Annotated in this window: 12 protein-coding genes; all 12 read left to right on the top strand. The window is 60.0% G+C overall.

Annotation, left to right across the window (positions count from 1 at the left end; genetic code table 11):
* The first annotated feature begins 72 nt into the window (after positions 1-72).
* The 12 genes from NSND_RS20005 to asnB all read left to right on the top strand — a co-directional run bounded on the left by NSND_RS20005 (position 73) and on the right by asnB (position 13,867).
* Complete coding sequence (locus NSND_RS20005; protein ID WP_235000323.1) at positions 73-1,404, top strand: class I SAM-dependent methyltransferase; 1,332 nt, start codon at positions 73-75, stop codon at positions 1,402-1,404.
* 21 nt (positions 1,405-1,425) lie between these two features.
* Positions 1,426-2,541 carry a Gfo/Idh/MocA family protein gene (locus NSND_RS20010; protein ID WP_080880668.1) on the top strand — a complete coding sequence of 372 codons (1,116 nt, stop codon included), beginning with the start codon at positions 1,426-1,428 and terminating at the stop codon, positions 2,539-2,541.
* A complete protein-coding gene (locus tag NSND_RS20015) occupies positions 2,538-3,878 on the top strand; it encodes a glycosyltransferase family 4 protein (protein ID WP_080880669.1) in 1,341 nt (446 codons plus the stop codon). Before NSND_RS20010 ends, NSND_RS20015 begins: the two co-directional genes overlap by 4 nt.
* Before the next feature lie 64 nt (positions 3,879-3,942).
* On the top strand, positions 3,943-4,725 hold the full coding sequence (locus NSND_RS20020; RefSeq protein WP_080880670.1) for a class I SAM-dependent methyltransferase: 783 nt from the start codon (positions 3,943-3,945) through the stop codon (positions 4,723-4,725).
* A gap of 10 nt (positions 4,726-4,735) precedes the next feature.
* Positions 4,736-5,863 (top strand): sulfotransferase, encoded by a 1,128-nt coding sequence (locus tag NSND_RS20025; RefSeq protein WP_080880671.1) that lies wholly within the window; start codon positions 4,736-4,738, stop codon positions 5,861-5,863.
* Positions 5,864-5,881: 18 nt separating this feature from the next.
* A complete protein-coding gene (locus NSND_RS20030; protein WP_080880672.1) occupies positions 5,882-6,253 on the top strand; it encodes a hypothetical protein in 372 nt (123 codons plus the stop codon).
* A complete protein-coding gene (locus NSND_RS20035) occupies positions 6,253-6,945 on the top strand; it encodes an acylneuraminate cytidylyltransferase family protein (protein WP_080880673.1) in 693 nt (230 codons plus the stop codon). Before NSND_RS20030 ends, NSND_RS20035 begins: the two co-directional genes overlap by 1 nt.
* Positions 6,938-7,984, top strand: a complete 1,047-nt coding sequence (locus tag NSND_RS20040; RefSeq protein WP_080880674.1) for an N-acetylneuraminate synthase family protein — start codon at positions 6,938-6,940, stop codon at positions 7,982-7,984. The genes NSND_RS20035 and NSND_RS20040 overlap by 8 nt, the downstream gene beginning before the upstream one ends.
* Positions 7,981-9,132: a UDP-N-acetylglucosamine 2-epimerase gene (neuC, locus tag NSND_RS20045; protein ID WP_080880675.1), complete on the top strand. Its 1,152-nt coding sequence runs from the start codon at positions 7,981-7,983 to the stop codon at positions 9,130-9,132. Before NSND_RS20040 ends, neuC begins: the two co-directional genes overlap by 4 nt.
* 13 nt (positions 9,133-9,145) lie before the next feature.
* Positions 9,146-10,144, top strand: coding sequence for an NAD-dependent epimerase/dehydratase family protein (locus tag NSND_RS20050; RefSeq protein WP_080880676.1), 999 nt, complete (start codon positions 9,146-9,148; stop codon positions 10,142-10,144).
* 129 nt (positions 10,145-10,273) lie between these two features.
* Positions 10,274-11,863: a hypothetical protein gene (locus NSND_RS20055; protein ID WP_080880677.1), complete on the top strand. Its 1,590-nt coding sequence runs from the start codon at positions 10,274-10,276 to the stop codon at positions 11,861-11,863.
* Between the two features lie 48 nt (positions 11,864-11,911).
* On the top strand, positions 11,912-13,867 hold the full coding sequence (gene asnB / locus NSND_RS20060) for an asparagine synthase (glutamine-hydrolyzing) (protein WP_080880678.1): 1,956 nt from the start codon (positions 11,912-11,914) through the stop codon (positions 13,865-13,867).
* Positions 13,868-13,891 lie beyond the last annotated feature (24 nt).

Consider the following 13,891-nt stretch of genomic DNA (forward strand, 5'->3'; position numbering starts at 1 on the left):
GGCCTTGGTGCAACCAGGCCGCGATAGCGGCCGTAGCGATGCATATGAGATAACCTTTGAAAGGAGACGGCAATGGCAGGTGAGAGGTCAACTGGTTCTTCGCAGCAGGACGGCGGCACCGCGCGCGCGTCCGGTCAGCTCGTCAGTGACGAGCCGGCAGGAATGGTCAGCGGCCATTTCAGCCATTGCCAGAATTGCGGGCATCAGCCGCTCCTCACGATCATGGATTTCGGCCACCATCCACCCTGCGATTCATTGGTGCGTCCGGCACAATTGACCAAGCCCGAGCCGTTTTATCCGTTACACCTCTTTCGCTGTGAACGATGCGGGCTTGTGCAAATCGATTATTCCGTCGACCCTGCGGAATTGTTCTACGAGGGGTATCCCTACATGACCGGAATTACCGGCGCGCTTAAAAGTAATTTTGATGCGATGGCCGGGAAGGTGATCGAGACCTTAGGCCTTCAGCCCGGGAGCCTGGTCATCGACATCGGATCGAACGACGGCACGATTTTGGAGGGATTCAAAGCGAGAGGGATGCGCGTGTTGGGCGTAGAGCCGACGGGTATCGCGAAGATCGCCAATTCGAGAGGGATTCCGACTCTGCAGGCGTTCTTCAGCGAGGACGTCGCGCAGGGTATTTTAAAGAAGGAAGGGCCGGCATCCCTGATTACGGCCGCCAACGTCTTTGCGCATGTCGCCAACCTCGGTCCCTGTCTCCGCGGCATTCATGCGTTGCTGGGGGACCGGGGCACGTTCATTTCCGAGTCGCACTATCTGCTTGATCTGATCGACACGTTGCAATATGACACGATCTACCACGAGCACCTGCGCTTCTATTCGATCAAGCCGATGCAGGATATGATGAAGCGGTTTGGCTTCAGCGTGGTCGATGCCGAGCGAATTCCGAATCATGGCGGATCCATTCGGGTCTATGCCGTGAAAGGGACCGGCAATAATCCCAGCGGCCGGCTCCAGGAGTTGGTCAAACAGGAGGAATCGTACGGTCTCTACGGGTCTGCCTTGTACGCCACCTTCGCCCAGCGCGTCAGGCAATCCAAATGGAAACTCATGCACCTGTTGTCGGACTTGAAGATGAAGGGGCATCGGATCGCGGGCATCGGATCTCCCGGCCGGTCGAGCACGGTGATGAACTATTGCGGCATCGGTCCGGACTATCTGGATTACACGGCCGAGCAGGCGACATCACTCAAGGTGGGATTGTTCACGCCGGGCACGCATGTGCCGGTGGTGGATGAGAAGCGTCTCTTTGAAGATCAACCGGAGTACGCGCTGGTCTTGGCGTGGCATCTGGGAGAGACGATCCCTCGGAAATTGCGCAGCAAGGGATTGCGGTCGAAGTTTATCATGCCGTTGCCCGATCCCGTCATTCTCGACTGGTAGCGCCGGGGCCCGGAGCGTCGCATGGCGAAACTCAGCGTTGGCATCATCGGGACCGGGTTCGGCGCGAAGGTCCATGCGCCTGCGTTCCGAACTATTCCAGGCGTCGAGGTCATGGCGATCGCCGGGCAGGATCGTCGCAAGGCGGCGCTGGCTGGGCAGACGTTGGGCATTCCGACCGTCCACGATTCGTGGCAGCAGTTGATCGACGATGAGAAGGTTGAGGCGGTCGTCGTCGCCGTTCCACCGTCGGCTCATTTCGATGTGGTGACGGCGGCGTTGCGGGCAGGTAAACATGTGTTGTGTGAAAAGCCGTTCGGCGTCGATGCCGGCCAGGCCGCGCGGATGTGGGAGCTGGCTCGCGCGAGCGACAGGGTCTGCATGGTCGACTATATGTTTCGGATGGCTCCGGAGCGGGTTCGATTGAAGGAGTTGCTCGATGGCCACGAGATCGGGCGGATCATCAGAGTGACCGTCGAATGGACGGTCCGGGGGCGCGCCGCCGGAAACAGTGCCTGGTCGTGGCAGTTTGATCCGTCTTTCGGAGGGGGCGTGTTGTTTGCGTTCGGGGCGCATGTCGTCGATTACCTTCAATGGTTGGTCGGCCCCGTCCGGAGCGTGGCCGCCCGTCTGAGCACCAGGGGCGGACCAGCGCAATTCGTTCCCATGGATCGTCCCGTCGCGGCGGATACTTTGGACGCGATGCTGCTGCTGGAAGGCGACATTCCCGTATCGATCACGGTGTCGAATGCGACACCCGGAGGACGCGGACACTGGCTCACGATGTACGGGGAGCGCGGGGCGTTGCTCGTTGGAAATGCCAACCTGGCCGAAACCGTCATCGGCACCAGGCTGTATCAGTCGGATATGACGACTGGGGCATTGCGGGACATACCGGTCGCGTCGATGGGCGGTGAAGGAGTGACTGACGGACGGACCCTGCTGGTCGGTCGCGTTGCCCAGAGTTTCGCGGGTGCCATTCGGTCCGGAATCTCAGCGGCCCCCTCATTTGAAGATGGCTGGCGCGCGCAGGTTGTCATGGACGCCATGCGTCTGGCCCACGACCAGCAACGCTGGACGCCGGTACGGTTTCCGACCGGGCAGGATCAGTTCCCGAGCCCCGGCCGGCGCGTTCAATGAAGATTTTTGTCCTGTTGTCCAATGCGCCTCATTCCGGCGGTGAAGCGATCGAGGTCGTGGGGCATGAAGTGGTGGAGAAGGCACAGCAGCTCGGACATTCGGTATGTCTCCAAGTGATCTTCCGGGACCCTCGCGGAAGCAAGGCCGCGCAGCAGGCCGAACAGACGCTTCGCGAGGTGAAGCTTCCCGGCGTTGTGGTCTGCCCCATGCTGTATGTCGAGGATGTGGCGGATGTGTCCTCTAAACGGGGTCTGGTGTCGCGACTTGGACGGTTGTTCACCTCGTTGACCTTGGGCCGCCTGTTTCCCGCCTCCGGTCTCGGGAGCATGGTGGAACGGCGGGTGCGTGAGTCCGGTGCGGATGCCATTCTGAGTATTTGGAGTTGGGAGGCGTTGGCTGCGACCTATCACATTTCAGGCGTTCCGAAGTTCGTGTATTACGGAAACCCGGACCATTTGCCGATGCAGGCGCGACTCCGACATCCCGACTTGTTCGGGCTCCCGACGGCGTCGATGGGGGATCGTCTGTGGTTGTGGTTCGAGCGTGTGCGGAATGAACGGCGAAAGCGGCTTAATATCAGCATGATGAATGCCTGCGAGGTCACGGCCAACAATTCAGTATTGGATGCGGAGTTTTACCGGGCTCACGGGCATCCGCATTCGATCTATTTGCAAAACATGTGGCCGGTCGTCGAACCCGCACCGCGGCCCGTCTCGCTGTCCGTCTCGCAGACGTGCCCGATCAAAATCATCGGCAGTGTCGGCAATCTCGGCGCGACCGGCAATACCTTTGCGCTGACGTACCTGGGGCGGGAACTCTTGCCCCGACTTGCGGCCCGGTTCAAAGATCGCCCCTTTGAAATTCATTTGCTGGGGAAAGGTACTCCGTCGGCCGCTTCGGACGCCGCGCTCAACGATCCCCGGGTCAAGATTCGCGGGTGGGTGGAGGACATCAATGAGGAGTTCCGAGCGTCGTCCGTTTTCCTGGTGCTCACGAATGTGAACGCCGACTTTCTGGTGGGGAATACCAGAATTCTGCTCGCCTGGGCACTCGGCAGCTGTGTCGTCATGCATGAGAACAGCAGCCTGGCGATGCCTGAAATCGAGCACGGGGTTAACGCTTTGTTAGGGAAGACGCCCGACGAACTGGCGGAGTTGATTGTCTCGGCAGTGGACGATGAGGCGCTCCGAAGACGAATCGGGCAGGGGGGGCAGCGAACGTTCGAGACCTATTATCGATCGGATGTGGTGGTTCCGAAAATGTTTGATCTCGTTCAGGACATGGTGGACCGATCCCGTTCGGCCTCTGCCGTGGCTAGAGGGAATGCCGTTCACTGACGGGCGTATGCGCACTTGGAGAACCAGCAACGACTCGCCGCGCGAGTTAGATTAAGAGGGGACCGTGAAGAACGCGATTGCTTCTCGAATCGGAGAAGGCCTTGCTACCTTGTTACCGGAGTTCCTATGTACGGCGGTTGCCAAGCAATTAGCGGAGCGGAATCCGCAACTGTTGCTGGAGGCGCTCGGTCCGAAACTGAACCGGACCCCCTCCCTGGATACGATGCCGTTCGACTTGTCCCCCTCCGCTCCGCTGCAATTCGAAGATCTTTCCGGCTTGTTCGCCAGCACCTCGCTCGATCACGGGGTGATCGCGATGACCGTTCGGCAGACCGCGTACCTGTTCGGGCTGGTCCGTCGATTGAAACCGCGCAAGGTCATTGAAATCGGGCGATATAAGGGAGGCTCCACCCTGACGATTGCCGCAGCCATGAACGGACAGGGCGAGTTCTGGTCGATTGATCTCGGCGAAAAGGAAGCGCGTTTGCACCAGCGAGGCACTAACCGGACGTTCGACGATGAGATTCGCGATATCTGCGCGAGATTTGGCCTGTCCGTCACGTTGCTGGTCGGCGATTCACGGACGATCGAAGTCGAGACCGGCGAGGTCGACCTCGTGTTCATCGACGGCGACCACAGTTACGAAGGTGTGAAGAATGATTTCGAACGTTTCGGCCGGCGCGTGAAAGTCGGCGGCGCGGTCCTCTTCGACGATGCCTGCGATGAAGCCGTCTTTCACACGCATTCAGAATCGGTCGGAAAGTTGCTGAACGAAATCGTGGCGCAACAATCGTTTCGCCTCGTCAAGTCGGTCAACCGGTTGGCTCACATCGAGCGCGTCCGTTAGGAGGGCATCCGTGCTGGTTGGTATCTTCGGCGCCGGTCGCAACGGGTCGTCGCTGCTCATGCGGCTGCTGGACGGCAGTCCTGGCCTGTGGATCTACCCGATCGAACTGAACTACTTGCGCAGTTTCGCGCCGCGTTCGCTGAGGAGTGCCGTGAAACGGACGTTGGCTTCCTGCGCGTCGCACCTGCCTGGTCAAGCGGGAGGGACGTTCGAGCAGCGGCAGCGGCAGTTGTTTCGAGCCTGGGCAGCCGACCAGCTTGATGAGCTCAAGCAGACCTATCTGGATAAGCTGGTACAGCCCATCACCCCCGACGGCGTTCCGCTCGAGCGTATCATGGCGCGCGTCACCGGCGATGCGAAACACGATCTGGAATCCTATCTGGATGCGATCCGACTCTGTTTCGATCAGCGGATGTTGCCGGCGACGCCGCTGCTGATGTTCAAGTCGATCGAAGTCTCCGATCTTTCCCGCTACCAGGCCATGTTTCCCGGCATGAAATGTCTTCACATCATGCGGCATCCCTATTCCAATTACAGCTCGCTCAAGCGCACGGACATGGTCTTGAAGCAAAAGCCGTTCTGGTTTCAGGGCGGCGACATTCTCCGGTTGCAACTGGAGTCCCGCTGGATTCCACATGCGGAGTTCACGCTGCAGGGTCTTACGACGGATCCGACTCGGCACTATCTCGTTCGCTATGAGGATATCTGCGATTCGCCGACCCGCACGGTCACGGATATCTGTTCCTGGCTAGGCGTCGCGCCTCCCGATGAGCCGACGGTCCAAACGGTCCTGGGAGGTCGGCATACCAAATCCCTTCCGATCAATTCGAGCCTGAAAGGCGTGGAGACACCCGCGGAGGTCGTGTCCGATATGGCGAAAGCCTATGGGTACGATGACATCCTGACCGAGCGCGAGCGGAATTTAATTTTGCTTCGAACTTACGAGCTCGGTCGCCGGCTGGGATATTTTTCCGAAGAGGATGCCGCGGAGGTCCCGGCCAGGTTGCCGCTGTTCCTGCAGTGGCTGGCGCCGGACCAATGGGAATATATGAACGCCTCCTCGAAGGTCCGGTTGGCGCGCGCCCTGATTCAGCGCCGGCTCTATCTGTGCCGGGTTCTGCTTTCGCCGCTTGCGTAGCCGGCGGGATGGCGCGATATGAAATTTACCGTTCGCGATAAGACGATGTTTCAGACGGTATTCTCGCCTTCCCGCGAGGAGGCGCGCACATTGCTCGAGTCTGTGCGGTATCTGTGGGAGGAGGAGGCCGGTACTCGCATTGTGGCTTATCTCCGTTTCATGGCGCGGACGCTCAAGCCGGGCGGGACGCTCTTGTCGGTGAATCTGCACACATCGCGCTATCTGGAAGGGAATGCGTTGAACCACTTCGACTTCTCCCTGTACCATGAGACACCTCGGGTGCAGCCGGCCCCATTCTGGACGGACTTGGTCGGGCATATCCCCGGGTTACGCACTGTACACGCGGAAGTGGTGAATTCAGCGCAGACGCCGGAGGCAGCGCGGCCCTGATGCATGTTCTGGCTGTCATTCCAGCCCGCGGGGGGTCGAAATCGATCCCCCTGAAAAACATCCGTCCGCTGAACGGCATCCCGCTGTTGGCGTTTACGATCCAGGCAGCCAAGCGCTCGGCCTATCTTGACCGCTATGTGGTCTCGACGGATCATGCGGACATCGTGAGGGTCGCGCGAGAGTATGGTGCGGAGGTTATCGAGCGTCCGGCAGATCTGGCGACCGACCAGGCCCCGACTGAATGGGCCCTGTTGCATGCCCTGGAGGTGTTGGCCAGGCAAAGTTATCGGCCGGAGTTCGTGGTCACTCTGGAGCCGACCTCTCCGCTCAGGTCCACGGAATTGATCGATCGCTGCATTGCCGAGGCGATCCGGCATCCGGAGATGGATTGTGTGATGACGGTGGCGGAGACACGGAAGTGTTACGGTCGTCTGCAGGACGGCCGGTTCGAATATCTCTTTCCCGATCAGCCGCGCCGTCGGCAGGAACGCCAGCCCTTGTATGAGGAGAGCAGCACGGTGTATGTGACCAGAACCGAGGTGCTGGAACGGGACCGATCGGTGCTTGGCCGAACGCGGTACGGGGTGGTCGTCGAGGATCCGCGCGAGGCCATCGATATCAACGAGCCCCTGGATTTCATTGTGGCGGAGGCGGTGCTGGCGCAGCGTCTCACGGAGGAGCAGCATGGTTGAGATTGAATCCATTCCCATCGGCCCCTATCGCATCGGACCGGACCATTCGCCGTTGGTGATCGCCGAGGCGGCGGTCAATCATCAGGGCGATTTCGAGACGGCCAAGCGCATGGTGTATATCGCGCACGCGATGGGCGCCCATATCATCAAGTTTCAGATTCATGTCCTGGATAACGAGATGCTTCGGGAGACGCCGCAATCGGCGAACTTTGCGGAGCCGCTCTATGTGACGCTGGATAAAACCAACCTGTCGATCGATCAACATCGTGAGCTGAAGCGACTCTGCGAGTCGTTGGGTATCCTGTATCTCTGCACGCCGTTCAGCCGGATCGGCGCGGATATGCTGGAAGAGCTCGGGGTGGCTGCGTACAAGACCGGGTCCGGTGAATTGACCAATCTGCCGCTGATCGAACATATCGGCCGCAAGGGCAAACCGATGATCGTCTCGACCGGGATGTGCACGATCGAAGAGGTCGGGGAGACGGTCGCACTGTTGCGGCAACTGAAGACCCCATTCGCCTTGACGCATTGTGTCTCCGCGTACCCGACGCCCTACGACCGGGTGAACCTGGGTATGATCGCCAGGTATCGTGAGCTTTTCTCCGTGCCGGTCGGCTTGTCGGACCATTCACGAGGCATCTATACCGGCATCGGGGCTGCCGCTTTGGGAGCCTGTCTGATCGAAAAGCATTTCACGCTCGACCGGCAACAGCCGGGGCCCGATCATCCCGTGTCGATCGAACCGGATGAATTGAGTGAACTGGTGAAAGGCGTGGATGCCGTGTTCCGCGGGCGAGGGGCCGAACGGCAGATCTTCCCGGAGGAGCGCGAAATCGTCGCCTGGGCGCGCGAGAGCGTCGTGTCGGAGGTCGGGATCCCGCGCGGCACGGTCATTACCAACGACATGGTGTGGGTAAAGCGGCCGAGTCCGGGGCCCGGTGTGGTGGCGGCGAAGGATTTGAAGAAGGTGATCGGGAAGGTCGCCAAAACAGACATTCCGAAGGACAGTCAAATCCGCTGGGAGCAGTTGAACGCATGAAGCCGCGCAAGATTGCCGTCGTATCCGAAGCCAGAGCCACCTACGGGTATGTCAAACGGGTCATGCACCTGATCGAACGGTCGGAGCGGCTGGAGTTGCAGCTCATCGTGACCGGCATGCATCTGTTAAAGGAGTATGGTTCGTCGATCAACGAAATCGTGCGGGACGGGTTTACGCCGGCGGCCCGCGTGGATATGTACGTGGGCGGGGATACTCCGACGGCCTGGGCCAAGTCGCTGGGCGTTGAAATGCAAGGCCTCGCTCAGGTGTTCGACATGTTGAAGCCGGATCTGTTGCTGGTGGCCGGGGATCGTGCAGAGATCCTGGCGGCGACGGTGACGGCGGCCTATATGAATATTCCGGTTGCACACATTCAATCCGGCGACCTGTCCGGCCATATCGACGGGTCCGCCCGTCACGCCATTACCAAGCTGGCCCACATCCACCTTCCGGCCTGTGAAGATTCCGCCGAGCGGGTGAGAAAAATGGGAGAAGAACCCTGGCGGATTTTCAACGTCGGCGCCCCGCAGCTGGACGACGTCGTGCACGGCAAGAAGATGGACCGCAACGAACTGGCGAAGATCTTCGGGGTGGATTTCGATAAGCCGGTGTTGCTCGTCATCCAGCACGCGGTATTGGCGGAAGTGCATCTGGCTAGAAACCAGATGGAAGAGACCCTGGCAGCGGTGAAGGAGAGCGGGCATCAGGCGCTGGTGATCTATCCCAATGTCGATGCGGCCGGGCAGGAGATCATCAACGTCATTCGTCACTATGAGCAGGTTCCGACCATCAAGACGTTCAAGAATCTGGAGCGGGAGGTGTTCCTAAGCCTCCTGACCGCTGTGTCGGTACTCATCGGCAATTCCAGCGTCGGCATTCTGGAAGCGCCGTCGTTCAAATTGCCGGCGTTGGACATCGGCAGCCGCCAGACCGGCCGTATGCGCGCGTGTAACGTGATCACCGTGCCGGAATTCGACCGTCGGCTGATCGGCCAGGCAATCGAGCGCGCGCTCCATGACAGTGAGTTCAGAACAAGGCTGAAGGCCTGTGAGAATCCTTACGGCGACGGCAACAGCTCGGAGCGGATCTGCAAGGTATTGGAAGACGTTGATCTCGGCAAGCTCCTCAACAAACAGATGACCTATTAGAGGCTCGGAATTTATGAATGCTCCTGTATTGGTCACCGGCGGCGCCGGTTGTATCGGGATTCAGGTTTGTCGCGAGCTGGATCGGCGGGGTATTGAGGTGCATTTGCTGGACCTTGGCGAGCAGATCGCTCGTGTCAGGAAGGCTCTTCCGGAGAAGGCGAAGGTGTTTTACGGTTCGATTCTGGATGTCTCCTCGATTCGTGAGGCCATGGCCGGCTGTGGAGCAGTCATCCATCTGGCCGCACTGCTCGGTGTGCGACGGACGGAGGTCAATCGCTTACGATGCCTCGAAATCAACGTGGACGGGACGAAGCGGGTGCTGGACTGTGCCATCCAACATCGCATCAAGCGTCTGGTGTTCGCCTCCTCGTCGGAGGTCTACGGCGAGCCCATCGAGAACCCCATCACTGAAGACACCATCACGCAGGGGAAGACCGTGTATGCGGTCAGTAAACTCGCCGGCGAAGAACTCTGCATCGGCTATGCGCAACGGTATCCTGAATTCGAGCACGTCATCCTGCGCTTTTTCAATGCCTACGGCCCCTATCAGGCCGCCCAGTTCGTCCTGCCCAAGTTCATTCAGAATGCCATGACGGGCAAGCCGATCGTGATCAACGGCAGCGGCGATCAAATCCGCTCCTACTGTTACAGTGAGGATACGGCCCGGGGCGTCGTGGAGGCCCTGCTCAGGCCTGAAGCCGTCGGTCAGGTGATCAATCTCGGCAACAGCGACCGGCCCACCTCATTGAAGGAGCTGGCGGATCTCGTGGTCAAGGCGAGCGGAAATCCCTCGGTTGAAATCAAATATGCCGCCGACTTTCAAGGCACCGACCGTCATGCGAGCCGTGAAATTCATCGCCGTTATTGTTCCGGCGAGAAGGCAAAACGGTTATTGGGGTTTGAATCGCGTGTCACATTGGAAGATGGCATCCGTCGTATCATTGAAATGAACAGCATTTTTGAAAAATGGGAAAGCACCGAGTTGCCGTACCTGATCGATGAGATGACCTAACAGGAGACCGCACCTCGTCCGCGCGCCTTCATGACCCATCGTAACTGGAAAACGTCTCTTAAGCGCGTCCTTTCTCGCGTCCACGTGCTTCCCGCCGCTCGCGCCCTTCAGTACCATTTTCGAAGGACTATGGATCCGGCGTTCCGTGACCGGGAGGCCGGTCTCGATCAGGCATTTCGACGGTTCGCCGCTGATTACGGGGCCGCGTTTCGCCGCGCCGTGCCCCCGGAGTCCTCCGACAATCAGCGGGTGCTGGTGGTCAGTTCGGGGTCTTTGGGCCAGTTGGTTGAGATCGCTCTCGTCACGGCGTTCCGGTTGGCCGGCTATCGGCCGGTGATCTTGACGGATTACGACCGGTGGATGGAGGCCTATTACTGCGAGATCGGCGTTCAGGAGCATCTGTATTGGGACGATTGCTTCCGGCACGTGCCGATGGCTGAGGCTGTGCACTTGATGGCATCCATCGGTTCCTTCGAGCAGCTGATCAAGACCGACTATTGCGGCGCCCGGGTCGGAAAGTATGCGGCCTCGACGGTATTGCGCCACTTGCGGGTGGGGAGGCTCGATCTCTCAGACCGGACGGTTCGCGACGCGCTCCTGCCGTTTCTTCATCGCGCCATGTGTTATGCCAGGACAGCGGAGGCTATCGTCGAAACCCTTCGTCCGCAACTCGTGCTGTCCGTGGATACGGGGTACAGCCCGCGCGGAGAACTGTTCGATCTCTGTCTGGCCGCCGGGATCGACACGATCACGTGGAATGCCGCGCACCGAAACAATCAGTTGATGCTCAAGCGCTACAGCCGGGGAAACCGCGAAGTCCATCCGGCCTCGCTGTCGGCCTCCACGTGGGGCGAACTACAAGCCAAGCCGTGGACGGAGGCGGATCGTAATCTCCTCCGTCGCGAATTGGTCGGCAGTTATACCAGCGGCGAATGGTACAGCGAGGTCGGTACCCAGTTTCACACGAAGCTGGAAGATCCCGCTGAGGTTCGGCGCACCTTAGGCCTGGAGGATGGAAAGAAAACCGTCGTCGTCTTTCCGCACATCTTCTGGGACGGCACCTTCTTCTATGGAACCGATCTGTTCGAGAGTTACGAAGAATGGTTCGTGGAGACCATGAAGGTGGCTTACACGAATCCTTGCGTGAATTGGATCGTCAAGATTCATCCGGCCAACATCGTCAAGAACATGCGGGACGGAGTCGGGTCCGAGCCGTCCGAGCTGACGGCGATCCGTTCGCTCGGCGAGAGTCCGCCGCCGCATGTGCGCATCATTCAACCCGACAGTCGCCTGAGTACCCTTTCCCTGTATTCCGTCATGGACTATTGTGTGACGGTTCGTGGAACCGTGGGGATTGAAGCGGCCAGTTTTGGCATTCCCGTGTTGACTGCGGGGACCGGACGATACGACCGGCTCGGGTTCACCGTCGACTCCGAATCGAGAAGTCAGTACCTGGACCGTTTAGCCCACATTCAGGATCTTCCTTCGCTCACGGCCCGGGAGCGCGAGTTGGCGGAGCGGCTTGCCTATGGCGTGTTCATCGCGCGCCCCCTGACGCTACGCACGGTGGCATTGGAATATCAGCGCGATGCCAAGGCGAGTTTGCAGACCAGGGTCTGCCTGCCGAAAGGGCAGGAATTGCACGCGGCGGCCGATCTCCGCGCGCTCGCTGCGTGGATTCAATCCGGACAGGAAGATTTTCTCTCGCCGCATGCCTAACACGAGTCCCTTACTCTGCAGTCCACATCACAGTTCGAGGGTGTCGTCATGTGCGGCATAGCCGGTATGGCGGGGCCCGGAGCCGCTGAGGTTGTCCGCGCCATGACCGGTGCGCTGGTCCATCGTGGCCCGGACGACGGCGGTCATTACGACGATCCTGCGGCCAGGCTCTGCCTGGGCATGCGGCGGCTCGGTATTCTGGATCTCGCGCACGGCCACCAGCCGATGGCGAATCCCGATCAGTCCGTGTGGATCGTCTACAACGGAGAAATCTTCAATTCTCCGGATCTGCGACGCGGACTTGAGGAACGCGGGCACCGGTTTCACACGGCGAATTCCGATACCGAAACGCTGTTGCGATTGTACGACGAGAAGCAGGAGGGCATGTTGGCGGAGTTGAACGGCATGTTCGCCTTCGTGCTCCACGACAAGCGGCGCAATCTCTTATTCGGCGCGCGGGACCGGGTGGGGATCAAGCCGCTGTATTATGCCCGGCGGCCCGATGCGTTTGCGTTTGCATCGGAACTGAAGAGTCTGCTGCGGATGCCCGGCCTTGCTCGTACGCTCGATGAGAGCAGCCTTTCCCACTACCTGACGCTGCGGTTCGTTCCGGGGACGGCTTCCATCATCCGGGGCGTGTCTCGGCTTGCGCCGGGTCATTGGTTTCGCTACGACTTGAAGACCGGCCGATTCGAAACCCGCTCGTATTGGCGTCCTTCATTTGCGCCGCAAGAAGATCGGTCGGTGGGGGAATGGAGTGAGCTGGTTCGAGCCGAGTTGGGGGCCGCGGTTCGTCGTTGGAGTCTCAGCGATGTGCCGATCGGCTGCTCGTTGTCCGGTGGATTGGACTCCTCCAGCATCGTCGGACTGTTGGCCGAGAGCGGTCATCGGCAGCTCAAAACCTACTCGCTCGGATTCGTAGGGGAGGGCGCCGCTGCGCTCGATGAGTTACCGCTCGCGCGAGCGGTCGCGCAGCGCTGGGGGACCGACCATCATGAATTGGTGCTCCAGCCGGAGGACCTGCTTCGTGACTTGCTCAAAATGGTGTGGTCGCTGGATGAACCGTACGGCGGTGGGCTGCCGTCCTGGTATGTGTTTCAGTTCATGCAGCAAGACGTCAAGGTCGGGATGACGGGAACCGGCGGTGATGAATTGTTCGGAGATTACGGGCGGTACATTCAGCTGGAACAGCGGACTTTGCCGGGGACGCAGGCCGCCCCGCTGCCGGCGTGGCTAGAGCGAGGCTGGCCGTTGGTCGCCTCGCTGGTCGACCAGCTTCCGCATGGCATCGGAGGTTTACGAAGGAAGGAGCGATGGCGTCACTATCCGCAGGTACGGCGCGATCTGTTCGGATGGGACTACGTGCAGGCCTTCTATTACCTCTCCGAGTCCATGAAACGGAACGAGGTCCTGGCGCCGCCGTCGGACGGAAGAATCATTCAGGACACGGTGGAACTGTTGCGAGAATACTACCGGGAATCCCAGAGTGAGCAGCCCCGGGATGCCGTGATGCATCTGGCGATGCGGACGCAGTTGCCGGAAGAGTTCCTGTTTATGACCGATCGGTTTTCAATGGCCCATTCGTTGGAGGCGCGCGTGCCGTTTTTGGATCACCTGTTCGTCGAGGCGGTCATGCGTATTCCGGCCCAGATCAGGACGAAGCCGGAGGACCCCAAGTATTTGCTCCGGCAGGCCGTGCGCGATCTGTTGCCCGATGACCTGCTGCATGCGCCGAAGCGCGGGTTCGTGATCCCCACGGCCCGGTGGTTACGCGGACCGCTCCGTCCGCTGGCTGAACGGCTACTTGCGCCCGCCAGGCTGGCCGAGCAGGGATTGTTCCGACCCGAGTTTTATGCGCGGTTCGTTCGCCCCCATGTTGAAGGCCGGGCGGACTACCACCCGCAGGTCTGGACGGCCCTCATGTTTCAGCTGTGGCACAATCTGTATATCGAACAGGCACTGACCGAATGTCCGAATTTCTCCTGGCAGGAGCTCTGCCGCTAGATGGCCTTCTCGAGATCACCAGCG

Origin of the sequence: Nitrospira sp. ND1, from assembly GCF_900170025.1 — a bacterium.
In the GTDB taxonomy this organism is placed as follows: Bacteria; Nitrospirota; Nitrospiria; order Nitrospirales; family Nitrospiraceae; genus Nitrospira_A.

What these genes read in the sequence shown, in the direction of transcription:
- neuC (WP_080880675.1), top strand. Translation starts at nt 7,981, where the DNA reads ATGAAGCCGCGCAAGATTGCCGTCGTATCCGAAGCCAGAGCCACCTAC.
- NSND_RS20030 (WP_080880672.1), top strand. Translation starts at nt 5,882, where the DNA reads ATGAAATTTACCGTTCGCGATAAGACGATGTTTCAGACGGTATTCTCG.
- asnB (WP_080880678.1), top strand. Translation starts at nt 11,912, where the DNA reads ATGTGCGGCATAGCCGGTATGGCGGGGCCCGGAGCCGCTGAGGTTGTC.
- NSND_RS20010 (WP_080880668.1), top strand. Translation starts at nt 1,426, where the DNA reads ATGGCGAAACTCAGCGTTGGCATCATCGGGACCGGGTTCGGCGCGAAG.
- NSND_RS20035 (WP_080880673.1), top strand. Translation starts at nt 6,253, where the DNA reads ATGCATGTTCTGGCTGTCATTCCAGCCCGCGGGGGGTCGAAATCGATC.
- NSND_RS20055 (WP_080880677.1), top strand. Translation starts at nt 10,274, where the DNA reads ATGGATCCGGCGTTCCGTGACCGGGAGGCCGGTCTCGATCAGGCATTT.
- NSND_RS20005 (WP_235000323.1), top strand. Translation starts at nt 73, where the DNA reads ATGGCAGGTGAGAGGTCAACTGGTTCTTCGCAGCAGGACGGCGGCACC.
- NSND_RS20015 (WP_080880669.1), top strand. Translation starts at nt 2,538, where the DNA reads ATGAAGATTTTTGTCCTGTTGTCCAATGCGCCTCATTCCGGCGGTGAA.
- NSND_RS20040 (WP_080880674.1), top strand. Translation starts at nt 6,938, where the DNA reads ATGGTTGAGATTGAATCCATTCCCATCGGCCCCTATCGCATCGGACCG.
- NSND_RS20050 (WP_080880676.1), top strand. Translation starts at nt 9,146, where the DNA reads ATGAATGCTCCTGTATTGGTCACCGGCGGCGCCGGTTGTATCGGGATT.